Origin of the sequence: Chitinophaga sp. 180180018-3, from assembly GCF_037893185.1 — a bacterium.
Taxonomy (GTDB): Bacteria; Bacteroidota; Bacteroidia; order Chitinophagales; family Chitinophagaceae; genus Chitinophaga.
The window spans coordinates 1,887,888-1,908,539 of record NZ_CP140772.1 but is presented as its reverse complement, the minus strand read 5'-3'; the positions used below and the strand labels follow the sequence as shown (position 1 = coordinate 1,908,539).

The window sequence follows — 20,652 nt, the reverse complement described above, 5'->3', positions numbered from 1 at the left end:
ACCTCTTTAGATAAAAATGGAAATAGTTATGCAAAATACCATCAATGAAATATACATTACGAAAGCATCAGGCGAACGTGCGGTTTTTGACAGTAACAAATTGAGACAATCATTGTCCAGGTCGGGAGCGACTTCCGAACAGATTGAGGTTGTGCTGCAAAAAGTGCAGGACATCCTCAAAGATGGAATGGCTACGCAGGATATTTACAGGACTGCTTTCAAATGGCTGAAAAAAATGTCAAAGTCTGTCTCCGCCCGTTATAACCTGAAAAAAGCGGTGATGGCGCTCGGCCCTACAGGTTTCCCGTTTGAAAAACTTACAGCAGCCATTTTGGAATCAATGGGATACAGCACCCAAACAGGAGTGATTGTTCCGGGACATTGTGTAAAGCATGAAATAGATGTTATCGCTACAAAAGTGGAACACCATGTCATGGTGGAATGCAAGTTCCATAACCGCCAGGGCTTTGTAAGCGATGTCAAAATACCACTCTATATTCAATCAAGATTTCTTGATGCGGAAAAAAAATGGCAGGATAGTGGTTGTCACGGCCCCCAGTTTCATCAAAGCTGGATAGTGACAAACGGACGCTTTTCCGAGGATGCGATACAATATGGCAACTGCATGCAAATGCAATTGCTTGGGTGGGATTTTCCAAGGGGCAAAGGCTTTAAAGATCTTATAGATCGCGCCGGTCTTTATCCGGTTACCTGCCTGGTTACCTTAACTGAAAGAGACAAAAAATTCTTATTGGCAAATGATGTTATTCTCTGTAAGTCCCTGTTGCAACGTAGCGAAATATTAGAGAAGTCGGGACTATCTGCTGCGAAGATCAGGTCAATCGTTAATGAGTGCCGTATGCTCTGCGAACCATCAAAATAGTACAAAAAATGGATGTCATCAACCATAAAGAAATAAAAACAAACTGGTATGTAATTACAGGAGGGCCATGCACTGGAAAAACTACCGTGGTGGAACTGCTGGCAAAACGGGGATATGTGACGATTGCAGAACAGGCAAGACACTATATCGATACCCAAAAAGTTGAAGGTAGAACAGTTGAAGAAATAAGGAGTAACAGGGAGCAATTCCAGTTGGAAATACTGAATCTTCAGATCAGGGAGGAATCAACACTGGACGTGAACAAAGTCGCTTTTTTGGATAGAGCACTTCCCGATGCTATGGCCTATTACGAATTTCTTGGACTGAAATATGACGATAGGCTTATTGTGATGTGCAAGAAATTTTGTTATCAGAAAGTGTTTGTACTGGACCGTCTTCCGTTAATCAATGATTATGCAAGACTGGAGGATGAACAAGAGCAGATTAGGATACATAATTTGATTATTGAGGTCTATAGCCGTTTCCCGTGTCCGGTCATCCAGGTTCCCGTACTACCTCCTGATCAAAGGGTCGATTTTATCCTTCAGCATCTTTGAGAAATATTCATTAGTTGCAGGATCAAATGAGATTATTGGGCTGTTCTTTTGTTGATTTCACAGGTGTGTGGGGTTTAAACATACATATTGGAGGACTAACAATTCAGCTAAAATGAGAAAGAACAAAAAAGCGAATAATAAAAAACCGGTTGCTCCGATCTATAGCATCAACAGGAAGTTGACACCTAAGCGGCGACCTAAAAAAAAATGGTATGCTGTTCTCAGGATAATATTCATCATAATAGTGAGTGCAATACTTATTCTTGCAATTATAGCACAGGTGAGGCATTATTACCTTCATGTTTCAGGTGAAGGGCACAAAAAAAGCGTGGAAAAGCAAAAGTAGGCTGTTACCAAGCCGCATTGTTAGGAACTTAGTGGCATTGTATTTGTCTCCATTATAATATTCATAGAATGTAAGCATATAGTATTCACTTTAAACTTAAAATGTTATGAACAACGAAGAACAAAAAAAGGAATCACACAAGCATCCTGAACACCACGAACATCAGGAACACCATCCACACAAGGAACATCATGAGGGACCGGAACATGCCAATGAGCCGGAGCATCATAAAGAAAAAGAGCATCATCCGGAGACTGAACATCATGATGAAAAAGAGCACCATGATACTAAAGAAAAAAAGTAAGCTGAAATTGGAAATTAGATTGGATCTTAGTCAGATCATAATCTAATTTCCATTTTATTTAATAATCTAACCTTCCATTTCTTATCCTACGTGATCCCTCACCATATTTTTACCGAGTTGTAGATAAACAGGCTGTATCAATGGCAGCAACAGACCGTTTTTTCTGTTTACCTATGGTAACCCAATTGCCCTGTGTCTATAATACTCCTTCCATAACCTGATATAAGTCAAGGGGGATATTGAAGATTACCGCATATACTCAACTGATCCTAGACCTTTACCCCGAATACTCCATGATTATTACGCTTAGCCGGATTGGGGCTTTCCGATAAGGCAATAGATATATAATTCCCCAAGTTGGGTTCTACTTGGGGAATATTTTCGTTTATAATTATAATTTTTGTGATTTAATTAGGAAAGTTTCAACTATAAAGTTTGCTAATCCTACAAAAATTATAAGCTATGAAATACTCTCTACAAACCATTATCCTGGAAATTCACAATAAAGAGGACAAGGTTTCCTTACAAAATAAAAGGTTAATCGATGAGGCTTATGAGATGACCTTGTATCTCCAGGAACTACTTTTTTCCGTAAAAGAGTTTGTCATTAAAGAAGGTTTTAAGGACGAAGCAGAGGAAACCCATTTCTTCCGGACAGTGAAACCCCAGATATTGGGAAAATTGATTTATTATAACAAGGTATTTCGCATAGAAACTACCTGTCCCGTAAGCAATGGAAAAATGTACTACAGTTATTTCTCTACACAGTTAGCCCATTTAAAGCGGGAATATATTGAGCACATTTGCAATACGGATTTTTACCGTTATTATCGTTCGGGTCGTACAGATCGGGACGATACTTATTTTAAGCGGGGCCATATAAATTACCATGATGGCCTTAACAGCATAGTTTTTGAAATTGATCCAGCATTTTCAACCTTCTACGACTATAAAATAGCAAGAATTATCGCAAACGAATTGCTTTATACTTATCTGCTTTCTAAGATCAATCCCGATGAAAATCCCGATATGGTCATGCAAAAGCCAGAATCAACGAAGGATGTATTCTGGACAGAATCAAAAAATGCATTGATCGAATTGATTTACGCCCTATATGCTTCCGGGGCCATTTCACATGGCAAAATCGGTATCCGAAAAATAAGCCTCATGTTCCAGATACTGTTCCGTATTCCACTCGGAGATCTGCATCATGCTTTCCACCGGATGAAAACCCGTTCCGGCTCAAAGACAGCATTTTTAGATCAGCTCAAACAATCACTGGAAGAATACATGGATAAGAATTTATAGGAATATAGCTATCCCTAAACAGAAGCAGTACGTTATCCGTGCTGCTTTTTTTATGCCCATCATTTTGCCCATATATGCCAATTGGCAAAGTCAGGGTTATAATAGACTAAAAGTGCCTCCAAAGCAAGGAAATACCTCTACAACAACGGTTTAACCGGATTGCAAAAAAAATAAAAAATCCGCCTTTTCAATTGGCATGACTTGGCAGACAACGAGTGCCAAACTGTTCAATTTTGTCCTGTGATGTTTGAATGATGTATAGACAAAATCGTAGCCAATGAGTGCGTGTAATACAGGCACCAGGCAAAACGATGATTGAGGCAAGACAAATCATGAACATAATAAACGTATCCGTATGAATATTGACAGAATGGAATTTATCGCGTGGATGGAACGCATCATGGATCGTTTCGACATTCTTAACGACCATATTAATAATATACACAAAGACCGAAATAGTATAGACGGTGAAGAGCTGCTCGACAACCAGGATCTTTTGCAAATGCTGAAGATAAGCCAACGCTCCTTGCAGCGCTATCGCTCTTCGGGGAAATTAGCCTATTACACGATCAGTGGCAAACTTTACTATAAGTTGTCCGATGTGCATCAGTTTGTCCGGGATAATTTTAATGCTCCGCTGCAAAGAACAAAGGACAATAAGTGACAAATAGTGCCACGGAAAGCCAACTACAACATACGCTTCAATGCTTCTCCTACTTTCGGACTATTACAATCTTAAATAATCAGGATCATGAGTGAACAGACTACGACAACGCCACAATATCCCGAACAGCTATCGGACATTCTGTTGGTGCTGGATAAAGAAAAAAAGAAAATCCAGGCTGTTACAGGTATCAACAAAAACGGAGAGCTGGAGACCGTGGACCCGGATAAGAAAAACCAGAGCCAGTTTATGCGGGTTGATAAGAGCGGGGACATATTCTCCAATTTCTTTTCCAATTTCTGGAGGCAGCTTAAAGACCCGACACGTTTCTCCTTCTTTAAAATTCCCGCTGCTGAAGCCATTGACGCGGCTCAAAAGATGCAGCAGCAGGTAGACCAGCCTACCAAAGAGGGCGAAGCAGTAATGGCAAAACTTGCAGTAAAGGAGCCACAGGATCAGCAACAAGAAAATAAACAAGAAAACAAAAAAGATATGGAAACAGCACAAGCAACACCGGTAACCAGCGAATACCGCTACAAACCGGAACAGATCGATTGGGAAACAATGAACAACCTCGGACTGAGCAAAGAGTATCTTGAAAAGAAGAACCTGCTCGACCCGCTATTACGGGGATTCAAGACCAATGAACTGGTTCCCGTAAGCCTTAACCTCGGTACGGCCATTACGCGTATGGATGCCAGGCTCGCACTTCAGACCAATGAAAGCGGCGATGTAGTAGTTGCTATTCATGGCATTCGCAGGGAACCAAATTTAAACTTCCCCTTCTTTGGACACGAATTTAGCAAAGAGGACAAAGAGAATTTGCTAAAAACAGGAAACATGGGTCGTGTGGTTGATTTGACCAATCCTAAAACCGGCGAAAAAATGCCGTCCGTAATCAGCATTGACAGGTTGACAAACGAAGTGATCGCATTGCGCCAGGACTGGATGAAAATACCGGATGAGATGAAAGGCATAAAACTGAACGAACAGCAGAAGCAGGCCCTGATGGAAGGCAAACCACTTTACCTTGAAGGAATGATTTCAAAAAAAGGGGAACCGTTCAATGCACCGGTACAGTTCAATGCCGACAAGCGTTTTGTAGAGTTTCTTTTTGACCGGAATGTTAACCGCGGGCAAAACCAGCAAGCAGAACAGCAGCAGGGGCAATTGCAGGAAGCACCCCGGACATTCAGAGGAAAAGAACTTACCGACCAGCAATACGATAAGTTCAAAGAAGGTCAAACGGTTTATGTGGACGGGCTGATTGACAAAAAGGGACAGAAATACCAGGGCTATATCACTTTTGATAAAGAGACAGGAAAAACAGGATTTTCTTTCAACAATCCTGATAAGCTAAAGGAGAAAATCCAGCCCAAAGAAGAAAACAAAACGCAGGTAGCTGTTAACTCCGATGGAAAGACCAATGAAGCTACCAAGAATATCAAAGAGCCTTTGAAAACCGGCCAGCAACAGCCTAAGGACAAAAAGCAGCAGCAACAGCAGGATGCTACCAAAGCTCCGGAAAAGTCCAGGGGTAGAAAAAGGTAATCACTAAAACGACTGTATTATGAAAGCAGTAATTGCAGAAAAACCAAGTGTAGCCCGCGAGATTGCAGCCTTGTTAGGCGCAACAGAAAAAAAAGATGGATACCTGGCAGGTAACGGTTACCTGGTAACCTGGGCGTTGGGCCATCTGGTGGGATTGGCGATGCCGGAAGATTATGGGTTGTTGGGGTTTCAAAGAGAATCCCTGCCCATAATTCCGGCTCCCTTTTTATTAACGGTACGAAAAATAAAAAAGGACAGATCGTATGTCGCCGATGGCGGAGCTGTAAAGCAATTAAAAGTCATTGAACAGGTTATTGGCCGCTCGGAAAGCATTATCGTGGCTACTGATGCGGGCCGTGAAGGGGAACTCATCTTCAGGTATATTTATCAATATCTGAAGTGCAGCAAACCTTTCGAGCGTTTATGGATCAGCTCACTTACGGAAAAAGCCATCAGGCAGGGCTTCGACAAACTCAAACCCGGAAGTGATTTTGATGGTCTTTACGAGGCCGGGCAAGGCCGGAGCCGTGCCGACTGGTTAGTGGGCATCAATGCATCGCAGGCATTGAGTATTGCCGCTGGCAGTGGCGTGTATTCGCTGGGCCGGGTACAGACACCCACGCTGGCCCTTATCTGTAAACGCTATCTGGAAAACAAGAGCTTTACCATTCAGAAATACTGGCAGATTCAATTGGAGCACCGCAAGGAGTTCATGGATTTCAAAAGCCTTTCCAAAACCAAATGGGATGAACGCAAACTCGCCGATGATACGCTTAAATCCATCCAGCGAAACGGATCGGCAACGGTAACGGGGGTTGATAAGAAAAACGTTTCCGAACAGCCCCCCTTGCTGTTCGATCTTACCGGTTTGCAGAAAGAAGCCAATAAAAAGCTGGGGCTTTCTGCCGAACAAACCTTAAATATTGCCCAAAGCTTGTATGAAAACAAATTCATTACTTATCCCCGCACTGGAAGCAAACATATACCGGAAGATATATGGGCCGAAATTCCGGGACTAATCAGGGCGCTGGAGGAGAAACCTTCCTGCAAAGAAGCCGTTTCAAAGGTGAAATGGGGACGGTTTACGAAACGTATTGTCAACGATGTGAAGGTTACCGATCATCACGGACTTTTGATTACGGAGAAAATCCCGCTGGGATTGACGGGAAAGGAAGATGCGATCTATGATATGATCGCCCTGCGTTTACTGGAGTCAGTTTCACATGCCTGCTCTAAAGAAATTACCGAAATCAGCTTGCTGGCACTGCACTATGACTTTTCGCTTAAAGGATGTAAGATCCTGGAACCGGGATGGCGTGCCATCAGGGGAAATTTTACGGAGGAGGATGGTGAGCCGGTACAGGAACTGCCGGAACTAAAGGCCGGTGACAAACTGAAGATCAAAGAAGCCCAGGTACTTGAAAAGAAAACCAAACCGCCGGTGCTCTATACGGAAGCCGGGTTATTGTCTGCTATGGAAACCGCCGGAAGGGAAATAGAAAATGATGCCGAACGCAAGGTCTTACAGGGTATTGGTATTGGCACACCGGCAACAAGAGCTGCTATTATCGAAACTCTTTTTAAAAGAGATTACATCCAGCGTGAAAAAAAGTCGCTGTTCCCTACTGACAAGGGGTTACAGGTGTACCACACAGTAAAGGATAAAAAAATTGCCGACGTTGCCATGACCGCAGAATGGGAAATGGCCCTGCAAAAAATTGAGAACAACGAGGCTGATGCGGCGACTTTCCTTAACGAAATGGAAGTTTATGCAACGGCAATAACAAAGGAACTTCTGAACATGAATATTGCAAAAGAAAAACAGCCGGAACTCGCCTGCCCGAAATGTAAAAGCCATGCCCTGCTTATCAGGGATAAAGTAGTAAAGTGTCCCGATGAAACCTGTAATTGGATACAGTTCCGTACCATTTGCGGGGTAACCCTTACGACGGCGGAGATTGAGAAACTGGTGAAGGAAGGTAAAACGTCTCTTATCAAAGGAATGAAAAGCAAGTCGGGCAAAAAGTTCAACGCTTATATCGTTATAAAGGATAATGGAGAATCCTCTTTTGAATTTGAAAATACTTCACAAAAAAAGTAATGACAGAAAACACCATCATAACCCGGAAGGAAATTGAAAATTTAATTTATTCAGTACGAGGCAAACAGGTCATGTTTGATAAGGACCTGGCCTCCCTGTACCGGGTAGAAACCAAAATATTGAACAAAGCCGTAAAAAGGAATATGGAACGATTTCCGGAGACGTTTTGCTTTCAGTTGACCGAAGCGGAAAGCGAAACTTTGAGGTTCCAAATTGTGCTTGTTGCACGACCTTCATCTCAAAAAGGGTCTCACAAACAGGAGTTAGTTTAAAAATGCGTTAAGATTCTTTTGCGTCCTAATAAAGATGTGATTTTTATCTTTATGATGGATATTACAGTAATATTGTCTATAATACGCATTGTGCAACCTATGAGTTGATTAAATTTACAGTTTATACCAAACGAAGTATCAAAATTGACACTTCGTTTGGCACTAAAGGCAAGTAATTTCTTAAGATTATAAGCAGTAGCGGCAAGCAACACATGTTTTTTAGCCAAATCTATCCCTTTTGTATAGACTTTCTTCATGCCCCGAAAATATAGTAAGGTTCCAATGACTGGTTCCACAGTAGATGATCTGAGGTTTTTCATCTTCTTACCCATTTTGCTTTTTGTTCGTGTATACATCCTATCATAATAGGGCTTATCTATGGTGTCACCGATTTGTTTATACTTCGCATTTTTAATACATTCTACTTTGAAAGGACAATGCTGGCAATCTTTTGTAGAAGAATAATAGTACTTGGTTTTACTATTATCCCTAAAATCTGTGCGTACTCCCTTAAAAGGGATTTTCACTCCGGCTTTACACAGATAGAAGTCACCAATTTCGTTATAATCAAAGCCTTCTCTAAATGGCAAGTAATTAGCAATGCATGGTATGTAGGCCTGTATTCCCACTTCTTCCAAATATCTCAAAGACGAGCCACTACTGTAAGCCGAGTCCGCCAAAACCTCTTCCACTTCCAGTCCATTCTGTTTTAAACTTTCAACCGTCTGGTTTAGTATGGTGGGTAGGCACTGGGCATCTCGTTTATCTGCAAAATCAGCTATTGCACCGCAAATCACATGGGAAGATGTATCTACACTAATCTGACCAAGATAATTAAGTGCTTTTTGTTTGTTAGCTTTTTTAGACAGGCGAGAATCGGGATCCGAAGTGCTCACATATTTTTGGTTTTCAGTTGATCTTGCCTTGTTTTTCGGGCTCTTATTTTCATCTTCATTTTTCAAGAGGTCTTGGTAAAAAACAGAACAATCTTCTTGTATCTGCCTTTCAGTCAGACTTGAGATAGAGGCATTTGCTTTAATGAATGCACTATCAATAGCTTGTCTGCTTCCATTTACCATACCTTTTGCTATGCACATACCTAACACCTGACGAAAGACATTAAGAAACAATTCCTCTCCATATAGTTTGCGTGTTCGGCTCAATGTACTATGCCATGGAAGGGGTTCATCAACATCATAGTTTAAGAAATATAGCATATCCATCCGCATGGACGCATGCTCTATTATCTTACGATCAGAGCACAGGTTTTCAATATATCCAATAAGCATTAGTTTGAAGAAAACTTCTGGATCAATGCTTGATTGTCCCTCGGTTCCATAATAACCAGCCGTTTGCTTCCGCAAAAAAGAAAAATCAAGTACTTCTTTTAACCTACGATAAAAGTTGTTTTGAGGTACCCTTTCCGACAAACGGAAACTAAGAAACAGCTTTTCTTGATATTGTTTATTGCCTTGCATAAATTTTGTTTAACTGACATAAATATACTGATTATCAGTTAAATATAAAAAAATAGAAGCTGTTATTTTAACCTAATTTAGTTGTGCAACAAGCACAAATTGGAACCTCAAACGCCGGACGGGGCGGGCGGCGATATTTACCTCATGTATTTACAGAACAGGGCATTGCGATGTTATCTGCCGTATTGCGCAGCGAAGTGGCCGTAAAGGTTAGTATAGAGATTATGAATGCGTTTGTTGAAATGCGAAAGATGCTGATAGGCAATGCTGCGCTGTTTTCAAGATTGGATAAAATTGAACTCAAACAACTCGAAGCCGACGGAAAATTTGAAGAAATTTTCAGAGCACTGGAAAGCGGTAAGCTCCATAGCGAAAAGGGCATCTTTTATAACGGACAGATATTTGATGCTTACGCATTTGTTTCGGATATTATACGCAGTGCCGAAAGATCAATTATTCTCATAGATAATTTCGTTGATGACACGGTGCTTACATTGCTCGGGAAGCGTATGCAGTTTGTAACTGCCACCATTTATACAAAGAACATATCCAGTCAATTGCAACTTGATGTGCACAGATACAACAGCCAATATCCACAGATCGACGTTCAGATATTTACGCTTGCACATGACCGGTTCCTCCTAATTGACGGAACAGAACTTTATCATATCGGGGCGTCCTTAAAAGACTTGGGCAAGAAATGGTTTGCCTTCTCAAAGATGAATACAGAAGTCAGTAGAATGCTAACTTTCCTGAGCGCTAACAACATTTGATTACACGAATTGCTCTGTGACATCGCTGCCCAACTTTTCAGCCCATTGTTTCAAAAATTTAAAAGCAACATTTTGGACGATCGACAATTGGGCAATCACGTTCTCAACATATTGTACATCCACTGTTACGCCGCCGTGTGCAATTTTGTTTCGTATGTCATTATTATCGTTAATCCATCTTTCATTACCGTTTACGTATTCCCAATCAATACATTCACCCCATAGAGTAATGAAGCAATCCCATATCTTATTTATAATCCCCTGCCTGGTCCGTTCATTGTCGTTACAATATCCGTCTGCTATGACACTTATCGCATTCCAGAATGCAAGAAATTTATCAAATGGATCTTCAGTATATAGCCCTTTTCTGTACCAGCTAAATGCTCTCAACAGCTTGTTTTCATTAAGATTCAAATCTCTTGCAAGTCTGAAACAAAACATAAATTCTTGCCTTTCAACAATTGCTCTTACCGGATTTCTGTCATTCACTTGATGGTATTCATTCAAACTAACATTTAGTGCCGAGTTAGTTCTTAAAGCTAAAATATCAAGCATCTTGCCTATAAAAAGAAGCGCTACTTTATAGGCACGATCCTGATCAGCAGTATAAACGGTGGACGAGATCAGAAAACCATTTTTGTGAGGTCGTATGGAAATATCGCTTTGGAAGATATTTCCGAGGTCCAATTCCTTGTCTGTTCTGAAATCTATTGTTCTCCTAATAGTTACAGGACCGGAAACTAATAATTCTACATTATATATTCTCATTGTTTGGTTTGCATTAAGACCGGGCTTTTACTTTAGCCGTCTGCTTTGTAAAAATAGAAATTAAACTTCAGGAAATATCCAATCAATAAGCCAAAAACTGCCACCCAACGCCAATGGCTACTGCTTTAGGTGTAGGGCATTGTTTCCATTATATTTTAGCCCATCATAAAATTCAAAATAAAATCTGTATGGATACACCGCAAAAAGATCTCTCCTATTTTACACTCAGGCTTCAGGAGTTACTGTACACCAGCTTTCCCGAAAAGGCACACGACCAGAAATTCATTAAGCAACGCTCCAGTTGGGCAGCCAATGCCTACGAGGGTGCCTTCCGGTCGGGAAATGCGATTGAGCAATGCGACCATATTGCTGATTACATATTATTTGAAGGACTGCACTTCTCCCGGTTTGACACCATATTCCAGGTGGTGTGTAATGAGTTCGATACGATTATGGCGGATGAAGAACTACGCCCTTTTGCCTTAAAGATGTTACCTGTATGCAGTTCGCTGTTCGCAAACTACGAACTGACGGATGATTTTGCTTACAGCGAAGCATACGGCCTGCTCTACACGGAAATAACGGGAACCATAGCAATCTGGATCGAGGAAAATGGCCTTCAGTAAGCGTCAACATCTCCAATGGAATATTGATGCCCTGCAAATAGCTTTTAAACTGGAAAAGGAGAAACGCAACGCTACCCAGGGAGAACGGCTGCTAATGAAGCAATATAGCGGATTTGGCGGTCTCAAATTCGTGTTGAATCCCGTAGAAAACCCCACAGATATAAAGCAATGGGCGGAATATGACCGGGGACTGTTTGAAATGACAAGGGAGCTGCACCGGGTGCTCAAAGAAAATGCCGGTGATGAAAAACAATACAAGCGGTATGTGGACAGTATGCGAGGCTCGGTACTGTCCGCCTTTTATACCCCACCGGAAATCATCCATACACTTTCAGATGTACTGACAGAAAACGGTATAGAAATCCGCAATTTTCTCGAACCGTCTGCGGGCGTTGGTGCATTTGTCGATCCCTTTGCTAATAAAGGAATCGTCCATGTTACGGCTTATGAGAAAGATCTGCTTACAGGTAAGATGCTGGAGCAACTCTATCCGGACAGGGAAATCCGAATTAAGGGGTTTGAAGAGCTGCCTGAAAGCGAACTGAACCATTACGATGTAGTTGCCAGCAATATTCCTTTTGGCACCAGTTCAGTTTTTGACCTTTCGTATTCGAAGGGAAAAGATCCGGCAAGGGTTCAGGCTGCCCGCAGCATTCACAACTACTTTTTCCTAAAGGGAACCGATGCGCTCCGGAATGGTGGCATCCTGGCTTTCATTACCTCGCAAGGTGTATTGGATAGCCCTGCCAACCAGCCTATCCGGGAAGCGCTGATGAGGGAGCATAACCTCATTTCGGTAGTAAGGCTGCCCAACAACCTCTTTACCGATCATGCGGGAACCGAAGTAGGCAGCGATCTCATCGTTCTTCAGAAAAACACAGGCAAGCAGGTATTGTCTGAAATGGAAAAGGATTTTTGCCGCTCGTTGGAAACAAAGAACAATACCCACACCAATGCGCTGGTATTGTACACTGACCGTGTTGTTTTCAATGAGATCATCGAATCAACCGATCTGTATGGTAAACCTTATACCATGTTTGTCCATAACGGAGGCGTTAGTGGTATTGCAAAGGATGCAAAGGAAATTCTGAGCGAAGATTTCAGGAATCATCTGGACCTGAATCTCTACAAAGGAATTTTACCCGATAAGCCCGTTGTGCAGCCAGGAATGGCACCAGCACCTCAACCGCCAGCTACTGGCATTGTTACCCAAAGAATGCAAGCGCCTGATACACCTGTTCATTCATCTGCGACAGGCAACCGTGCATCAGATCAGCTACAGGGAAATACGATAATTACAGCCAATGATGCAGCGCCACAGGAGCAGGTACAATTAAGCCTGTTCGATCTTTTTGGCGGTGCGCCGCAGGTCAGCGTTGTAGCTGCTCCTGTCACAACCACAAAAAGGAAAATTACGGTTAAAAGGACTGTACAAAGAAGGCAACCGGGGCTGTTTGATAACATTCCTGTGCGGGCGGCAAAACCGTCCAATCATACAGCCGCGTCATCACCAAAGGCGAACGGCATTCCCGCCGGACAGGGAGATCTTTTTTCCGCTATCAATGTAAATAATGACGGCGAGCTGGAAAAAACAAAACCAGTTGAGCAGGTTACCGAATCAAAAGCAACTACCGATCCGGCTCCGTATAACGGCGAAGTGCAGGCATTCCATAAGGATGACTGCCTTGCAACGGAAAATGGCTATGTAGGCTATCTAAGAAATATTAATACGTCTAAAGGCTCCGCAATTTTCCATCCTTTACCGTTGACCCCACTTCAAAAAGCAAGAACAGAAGCCTATATACAGCTAAGGGATGCTTATCAGCATCTTTATAACAATGAAGCGACGCTTCGGGCCGAACATAAGGCTGAAAGGGAAACACTGAATAACCTCTATGATGCTTTTGTGAAAAGGTACGGCAACCTGAACAGCGCCGATAATATCAAGGTGATTAAAACCGATAGCGCAGGAAAAGAAATGCCGTACCTGGAGCGTGTGGTAGGCGGTGTGGTACATAAAGCAGATATATTCCACCGGCCTGTCAGTTTCTCCACCGCAACGCTTGCTACCGACAATCCCGATGAAGCATTAACTGCATCGCTTAACAAATACGGGGCTGTTCATATCAACTATATGGCGGGGATCAGCGGGATGTCCAAAGAAGACCTGAAGAATGCCCTGCATGGCCGGATCTTTTACAACCCACTGGAGAAGGAATACGAGATCGCTGAAAAATGGGTATCGGGCAATGTGGTTGAGAAAGCAGGAAAAGTGCGGGAATACCTTTCCAGCCAACCGGATGATAAAGAAGTTGCCGAAAGCCTTAAAGCACTTGAAGAGGCCAGGCCCCGCCGCATTGAATTTGAAGAGCTGGATTTTAACCTCGGTGAACGCTGGATACCTACCGGCATCTATAACCGCTTTGCATCACACCTGTTCGATACCGAGGTACGCATTCACTATACCGAAAACACGGATGATTTTTCTATCCATTGTGATAGCAGGAACATTCACATCACAGAAAAATATGCCATCAAATCACAAAGCCGTACCTATGATGGCATTGCTTTATTTAAACATGCACTGGTCAATACCACGCCTGATATCACCAGAAAAGAGACAATAGGTGACAGGGAAGTAAAGGTGCGGGACATGGAAGCCATTCAAATGGCGAATACCAAGATCGACGAGATGCGCAAAGCATTTACGGATTGGCTCCATGCGCAGAACGATGAGTTCAAACAACGCCTTACCGACAGGTACAATGATACCTTTAACTGTTTCGTCCGTCCGCAATATAACGGCAGCCACCAGAATTTTCCGGGGCTGGATCGTAGGGCGCTCGGCATCGAAGACCTTTATCCCAGCCAGAAGGATGCTGTATGGATGATCAAGCTCAACGGCGGAGCCATCTGCGACCACGAAGTAGGTGCCGGTAAAACGCTTATCATGTGTACGGCTGCACAGGAAATGAAGCGGCTGGGCTTGGCCCATAAGCCGATGATCATCGGCTTAAAAGCCAATGTGCACGAGATCGCTGAAACCTACCGAAAAGCTTATCCCCATGCCAAAATATTATATCCCGGCAAGGAAGATTTTACACCGCAAAAGCGGCTGCGCATCTTCGGTGATATCAAAAACAATGATTGGGACTGTATCATATTAACCCATGATCAATTTGGTATGATACCCCAATCACCCGAATTACAAAAAGAGATACTACAAGCGGAACTGGATAGCGTAGAGGAAAACCTCGATGCACTGAAGGCACAGGGCAAGGAGGTTTCGCGGGCAATGCTGAAGGGTGTTGTGCTGCGTAAACAAAACCTGGAGGTGAAGCTCAAAACATTGGAGCACGACATCGAAAACCGCAAGGATGATGTAGTGGACTTCAAAATGATGGGCATTGACCATGTATTTGTGGACGAAAGCCACCGTTTTAAAAACCTCATGTTTAATACCAGGCATGAGCGTGTGGCCGGGTTGGGCAATATGGCCGGCAGCCAGAAGGCTATGAACCTGCTGTTTGCCATCCGTACCATACAGGAGCGCACCGGCAAAGATCTTGGTGCTACCTTTCTTTCGGGAACCACCATCAGCAATTCGCTTACAGAGCTGTACCTGCTGTTTAAATACCTGCGCCCGCAGGCAATGGAAAAACAGGGCATTTCCTGTTTTGATGCCTGGGCAGCCATTTACGCCCGAAAAACGACGGATTACGAGTTTTCGGTCGCCAATAATATCGTATCAAAAGAACGTTTTCGCTTTTTTATCAAAGTGCCGGAGCTGGCGCAGTTCTATTCAGAAATAACGGATTACCGTACGGCAAAGGATATTGGTATTGACCGGCCCGAAAAGAACGAGGTATTATACCACATACCGCCTACGCCGGATCAGGAGGTCTTTATCAAAAAACTGATGGAGTTTGCCAAAACCGGTAATGCAGAACTGTTGGGCAGACCTCCGTTAAGCGAAAGCGAAGAAAAAGCAAAAATGCTGATCGCAACGGACTACGCGCGAAAGATGTCGCTGGATATGCGGATGATCAGCCGAAAGTATGGCGACCATCCTGATAACAAGGCATCGCATTGTGCGGCTAATATTGCCAAATATTATAACCGGTTCCATGCACAAAAAGGAACACAGTTCGTTTTCTCCGACCTCGGCACCTATAAGCCCGGTGAGTGGAATGTCTATTCCGAAATTAAGCGTAAGCTGGTGCAGGACCACGGCATCCCTGCACACGAAATACGATTTATACAGGAAGCGAAAAATGAAAAGCAGCGCAAGGAACTTATACAGGCAGTTAATGAAGGAAAGATCAGGGTACTGTTCGGTTCCACCGAAATGCTCGGTACGGGGGTTAATGCGCAAAAGCGTGCCGTAGCTGTTCACCACCTGGATATTCCCTGGAGGCCAAGCGATCTTGCACAGCGGGATGGCAGGGCGATCCGTAAGGGTAATGAAATTGCGAAGTTCTTTGCCGACAACAAAGTAGATATTTTCATTTATGCGGTAGAAAAATCGCTGGACAGCTATAAATTCAATACCCTGTACAATAAGCAGGTATTTATCGACCAGCTAAAAACCAACAGTCTGGGCAAACGTACCATTGATGAAGGCGCAATGGATGAAAAAACGGGTATGAATTTCTCGGAATATGTAGCCATACTTTCGGGCAATACAGATCTGCTGGAAAAAGCCAAGTTGGAAAAGCAGATCGCCGGTCTGGAAAGTGAGCGGCAGGCATTCAATCGCGCCAAGTTTTCTTCCAAATATAAGCTGGAAGATATTACGGCCACATTGGAAAGTACACAAGCACGATTGGATCGGATGACACTTGATTGGGAAAACCTGCAAAAACGGATAGAGAAAAACAAAGATGGTGATATACTCAACCCGGTACAGTTAACAGGTTTACCGCCCAATGCTGATATTAAGCAGATAGGCGCAAAACTCAACCAGCTTTCGGAAAAAGCCCGTACAGGCGGGCAGTATGAGGAAATCGGCTCGTTGTATGGCTTTACATTACTGGTGAAAACAGAGGTTTCAGAAAATGACAGTACAACCCTCGAAAGGGACAATCGTTTCTTTGTTCAAGGTGAAGGCGGTATCAAATACACCTATAACAATGGCCGGATGGCGACCGATGCGAAAACTGCATCGTTAAACTTCCTCAATGCGCTTGAAAAAATACCGGGTATTGTAGAGCAGGAACAAAAGAAAATTGCCGGATTGCAGAAAGACCTGCCCGTGCTTCAGGAAGTAGTCAACGGTGCTTGGAAAAAAGAAAATGCACTGGCAGAATTGAAAACAGAACTGGCCGCAGTGGATAGAAAAATACAGTTATCTATAAAGCCGGAGTCTGAAGGCAAAACAACGGATCAGGTTGAAGAGCAAACACCGGTTTCAGACAATTCAGAACCGACCGTTTACGTCAAAGGCGCTCATTTACCTCGTAGTGTATTGTAATGATAATCAATGGATTTTTTGCCGAATACCAATTCAAATCCTAAAAAAGCGTGCTCAATCTTTCCCAACTTGGGTTTTTTATTCCTAACAATGTTTAAAATTTGTAATGCCTGTTTCACTCCATGCGATAATGAGAACACGTTGATAACAAATGGAATGTAGCAGTGACTGGAGTAGAATATTATACAAGACATAGAGAAACCAGGTAGCCTATGAAAATACCTTACTTTTTAAAATTTGAAGATGAGAACTTAATACCATTGCATCAGTATTCCCAACTTCCCGACTGGTGCAAATACCCGTTGCATTTTGCCCTGGAACGACGTTACTTTAAGCAACCACAAATAGAGCTGATAAGCCAGCAGTTAAACCAGGAGCCGTTTTTTATAGACCTGGTTCAGATCAACGCAAAAGAACCTGCTTATATCCCTTTCGATATTAACGACAGGCAATTGTACCTGTACTTTATGCTCAAGGGCAGGTTGCTGTACACAACAGGTGATTACCGGCCCATTATACGCACTCAGCCTAATACTTTTTTGATGTCCTATTATGACATTGGACACTATTTTGCTTATGCCCCGCAAGGAATGCATATAGCATTTGTAGTAAGTATCCTTCCGGAATGGATCGAAAGCATGTACCAGGAATACGATAATCTGAAAGACATCCTGCATCGTTTTAAAAATGAGAACAAGACTTATGATACCATGTATCAATGCCGGATGGATCGGAAGATCCACCGATGGTTATATAAGATTTACAGCTACTCGCAGGCTAATATTGGTGCTATAGACGGTAACCTGCGCAAGTACATTAGTTACCTGCTGGAGCATTACGACCAGGTGATCCGGGAGCAGAACGGCGACCTGGCTTATAAGATCAAAGCGTATATAGAGGAACACTATTGCGATGCGGGACTGAGCGTAAAATTTCTTACAGATTATTTTTTCCTCACCGAGCGTACGCTCCTAAACGTTTTTAAGCGGCAATATAACATGAGCGTGCAGGAGTTTTATACCGAGTTACGCATGGGCCATGCGCTGCTCCTTATGCAGCAAAAAGGTATTGGCATAAAAGATGTTTATATGGAAGTGGGATATACCGATGAACGCACCTTTCGCTCCGCCCTGGAACGGTACCTCAAACGCCGGTAACACAATTTCCCGCAAATTGTCAAAATCGGAAAATTTCTTACACAAATTTGCTCAATTTTTACCGATTTTGACTTTCCAACGCTGAGCGCATTGATGAACTTTGTCTTAACAAGATGGTGAAAACCATGCTAACGACAAAGGAAATGGATAAAGCCCTCAAATATCAGAAAAGAAGCAAGATTGCATTTAAGATCATAATGCTCGCTTTGTTGGCCCTATGGATACCCGTAGCTATTGATAAGCTGACTGACTTTGAAACCTTTAAAAGCGGCATTTACAATCAACCCTTTTCAGACAGCTTGGGCAATGTGCTGATCTATACATTACCTGTATTGGAATGTGCTACTATCATTTGCCTGATCTACGAAGGCTGGCGCAAAGTCGGCCTGATCCTCTCCACAATGCTGATGACGGCCTTTACCGGATATGTGGGCATTGCGCTTTTAGGAGCCTGGAAAAAACTGCCCTGCGGCTGCGGATCGGTCATTAGTGGCATGAGCTGGGAGCGGCATTTCCTTTTCAATCTATTCTTTTTGTTCCTGAGCCTATCAGGACTTTATCTGTGGCGCAAATTACGAAGCGGTGACGCGGGAAGCGAAGCTGCCAAGGGCGGGTCGGCCAAAAGACATATTAAACAATATTCTTTAACTTCTAAATTTTAAGAAGATGAAAAAATTAAAATTAAACCTGTTTATGGTAGTTGCTTTAGCGATTGCGGCAGTTACCATGTCATTTAAGATGGCAGGTACAGCTTCAACCTTTCATTATGCAAGTGAAAGTACGGCTGCCGGAGCATTTGCGAACCCTGACAATTGGGAACCCGGAACTTCACCTACGAATTGTGTAGGGACGGCGAAACCTTGCCAAATAACTGCCGAAGACGAAGCAGATTTGGAAAGCAAATTAGCTGGCAAAACCAATCCGCAGGTATTAAGTATTGTTGATAGCAAGCGAAATTAATTTTTCGGGTATAATTAAATACACAAAGTGGGCATTTTTAGCCCCTTTGTGTATTATAGTTATCTTGGATTTTGCTGTATCCCACCCACTTCTATTATAGTCTCGGGAATAGCAATGGCATAGCGTAAATCATTTGGTGGTAATGTTATGGTTTGCCCGTTAACAGTCCGTGTCAATGTTATATTAAATCCGTCCCGGTTCAACCGCTTAATATCAGACCAACGAAGCCCACGAAACACCAATTCCTTTCTTCTTTCAGCTAAAATGGTATTCAGCGCTGTGTCTTTATTTGTAAACGAGTAAGGCGTAAATTGAGCAACATCCCATCGTTTTATCAGTAATTTATTAAGAGCATTTGCAGCATCAGCAAGTTTATCCAGTCGGGCATTACATTCAGCAATAATCAAGAGCAATTCATTTGTCGTAATACCTGTAATAAGTCCTGCATATCCCATGTGCGTACCTTTAAACCTATAATCTCCATCATCGCCCTTTCTGAAATATATAGTCTTTCTTAAATCTCTATCATTATAAAGGTCATAAAGAGCAGGTGATATTCTCGCCATATCAAGATTATTTAGGTCGGTAGGAAACATGCTTGTTTGAAAGATAACTTCTGAACTTAATTGATTTATTGAGGGAATAGGGAAATCTGCATTGGGGTCTAACCCATTAAAGTCTATGAGTTGACTATTAAACGCAAATGCCTTTTCAGCGTTTTCCAAAGCATCGGCATAATTTCCCATAATCAAATGTGTTCTTGCTAATAATCCGTAGGCTGCTGCTTTAGTTGGTAACGTTGCGGCAGCACTTGTATTTGGTAATAAAGGAAGTGCATCGTTGAGGTCTTTCAATATCCGGTCATAGGTTTCTTGTACGGACGACCTCACCGACGGAATATTCATATCGGGGTCTAAGCGTAGCACCATTCCTAAATCTGTATTGGCAGTTTGTTTATAATAAACTGGCGCCCATATCAGTACGGCGTCCAAAAAGCGGGATGCCCTAAAAACCAGCGCTTGACCCTTTAGGTTGTCCGCTATATTTCCGGTCAAATAATTATCTTCAATGCCTTTTAGAACGGAGTTGCAAACATAAATTGCACTGTAACAATAGTACCATTCATCACCCGCCGATGACAATGGTTTTGTAACAAAGTCTGGCTGCCATGTGTACAATCTTTTATCGCTTTCATAATAAAAACCATCGTAATCCTCATCTTTCAAAAAATAGTCAATGGTACTGGCTTCGCCTGCCGAGCAAAAATTAGAATTAAGAGTTTCCCAATTATTAACTAAGGCTTGAAAATCTTTTAAAGTTGTAGGTATAGCCAGTTTATCATCTGATTTTTCTTCAAGAAACTTTTTACATCCCGAAGAAAGTATTATTAGCAATAGCATCAACGCTAATATTGGAGTGTTCTTTTTCATT

At 42.6% G+C, this 20,652-nt stretch carries 17 protein-coding genes; 14 read left to right on the top strand and 3 right to left on the bottom strand.

The genetic code is table 11. The features are described 5' to 3' along the window. Positions 1–28: 28 nt before the first annotated feature. The 8 genes from UNH61_RS07760 to UNH61_RS07725 all read left to right on the top strand — a co-directional run bounded on the left by UNH61_RS07760 (position 29) and on the right by UNH61_RS07725 (position 7,986). The gene (locus UNH61_RS07760) at positions 29–883 is read left to right on the top strand and encodes a restriction endonuclease (protein WP_298939052.1); all 855 of its coding nucleotides are present in this window, start codon (positions 29–31) and stop codon (positions 881–883) included. 8 nt (positions 884–891) lie between these two features. Beyond that, positions 892–1,440, top strand: a complete 549-nt coding sequence (locus UNH61_RS07755) for an ATP-binding protein (protein ID WP_298939051.1) — start codon at positions 892–894, stop codon at positions 1,438–1,440. A 452-nt stretch (positions 1,441–1,892) separates the two neighbouring features. Beyond that, a complete protein-coding gene (locus UNH61_RS07750; RefSeq protein WP_298939049.1) occupies positions 1,893–2,090 on the top strand; it encodes a hypothetical protein in 198 nt (65 codons plus the stop codon). A gap of 462 nt (positions 2,091–2,552) precedes the next feature. Then, positions 2,553–3,398, top strand: a complete 846-nt coding sequence (locus UNH61_RS07745) for an RteC domain-containing protein (RefSeq protein ID WP_298939048.1) — start codon at positions 2,553–2,555, stop codon at positions 3,396–3,398. A gap of 355 nt (positions 3,399–3,753) precedes the next feature. Next, on the top strand, positions 3,754–4,062 hold the full coding sequence (locus UNH61_RS07740; RefSeq protein WP_298939047.1) for a helix-turn-helix domain-containing protein: 309 nt from the start codon (positions 3,754–3,756) through the stop codon (positions 4,060–4,062). Positions 4,063–4,149: 87 nt separating this feature from the next. Continuing rightward, the gene (locus UNH61_RS07735) at positions 4,150–5,613 is read left to right on the top strand and encodes a DUF3945 domain-containing protein (protein WP_298939046.1); all 1,464 of its coding nucleotides are present in this window, start codon (positions 4,150–4,152) and stop codon (positions 5,611–5,613) included. A gap of 19 nt (positions 5,614–5,632) precedes the next feature. After that, positions 5,633–7,714: a type IA DNA topoisomerase gene (locus UNH61_RS07730; protein ID WP_298939045.1), complete on the top strand. Its 2,082-nt coding sequence runs from the start codon at positions 5,633–5,635 to the stop codon at positions 7,712–7,714. Next, positions 7,714–7,986 (top strand): ORF6N domain-containing protein, encoded by a 273-nt coding sequence (locus UNH61_RS07725; protein WP_326991512.1) that lies wholly within the window; start codon positions 7,714–7,716, stop codon positions 7,984–7,986. The genes UNH61_RS07730 and UNH61_RS07725 overlap by 1 nt, the downstream gene beginning before the upstream one ends. On the opposite strand, the gene UNH61_RS07720 is transcribed toward UNH61_RS07725, so the two are convergent. Then, on the bottom strand, positions 7,983–9,464 hold the full coding sequence (locus UNH61_RS07720) for an IS1182 family transposase (RefSeq protein WP_326991511.1): 1,482 nt from the start codon (positions 9,462–9,464) through the stop codon (positions 7,983–7,985). The two genes, UNH61_RS07725 and UNH61_RS07720, sit on opposite strands and share 4 nt — an antisense overlap. A gap of 83 nt (positions 9,465–9,547) precedes the next feature. Here UNH61_RS07720 and UNH61_RS07715 point away from each other — a divergent pair, with 83 nt between their 5' ends. Further along, positions 9,548–10,237: an ORF6N domain-containing protein gene (locus UNH61_RS07715; protein ID WP_326991510.1), complete on the top strand. Its 690-nt coding sequence runs from the start codon at positions 9,548–9,550 to the stop codon at positions 10,235–10,237. Here UNH61_RS07715 and mauJ read toward each other — a convergent pair whose 3' ends face one another. Next, the gene (gene mauJ, locus UNH61_RS07710; RefSeq protein WP_298939043.1) at positions 10,238–11,005 is read right to left on the bottom strand and encodes a methylamine utilization protein MauJ; all 768 of its coding nucleotides are present in this window, start codon (positions 11,003–11,005) and stop codon (positions 10,238–10,240) included. A 188-nt stretch (positions 11,006–11,193) separates the two neighbouring features. Here mauJ and UNH61_RS07705 point away from each other — a divergent pair, with 188 nt between their 5' ends. From UNH61_RS07705 to UNH61_RS07685, 5 genes are all read left to right on the top strand, one after another. Further along, positions 11,194–11,631 (top strand): DUF1896 domain-containing protein, encoded by a 438-nt coding sequence (locus UNH61_RS07705; RefSeq protein WP_298939042.1) that lies wholly within the window; start codon positions 11,194–11,196, stop codon positions 11,629–11,631. Continuing rightward, complete coding sequence (locus UNH61_RS07700) at positions 11,618–17,104, top strand: N-6 DNA methylase (protein ID WP_326991509.1); 5,487 nt, start codon at positions 11,618–11,620, stop codon at positions 17,102–17,104. The genes UNH61_RS07705 and UNH61_RS07700 overlap by 14 nt, the downstream gene beginning before the upstream one ends. Positions 17,105–17,316: 212 nt before the next feature. Continuing rightward, positions 17,317–18,261: a helix-turn-helix domain-containing protein gene (locus UNH61_RS07695; RefSeq protein WP_298939040.1), complete on the top strand. Its 945-nt coding sequence runs from the start codon at positions 17,317–17,319 to the stop codon at positions 18,259–18,261. Positions 18,262–18,404: 143 nt separating this feature from the next. Next, a complete protein-coding gene (locus tag UNH61_RS07690) occupies positions 18,405–18,923 on the top strand; it encodes a MauE/DoxX family redox-associated membrane protein (protein WP_326991508.1) in 519 nt (172 codons plus the stop codon). 4 nt (positions 18,924–18,927) lie between these two features. Then, positions 18,928–19,221, top strand: a complete 294-nt coding sequence (locus UNH61_RS07685) for a hypothetical protein (RefSeq protein WP_289034711.1) — start codon at positions 18,928–18,930, stop codon at positions 19,219–19,221. 59 nt (positions 19,222–19,280) lie between these two features. On the opposite strand, the gene UNH61_RS07680 is transcribed toward UNH61_RS07685, so the two are convergent. Next, the gene (locus UNH61_RS07680) at positions 19,281–20,651 is read right to left on the bottom strand and encodes a RagB/SusD family nutrient uptake outer membrane protein (protein ID WP_289034709.1); all 1,371 of its coding nucleotides are present in this window, start codon (positions 20,649–20,651) and stop codon (positions 19,281–19,283) included. Between the last annotated feature and the right edge of the window lies 1 nt (position 20,652).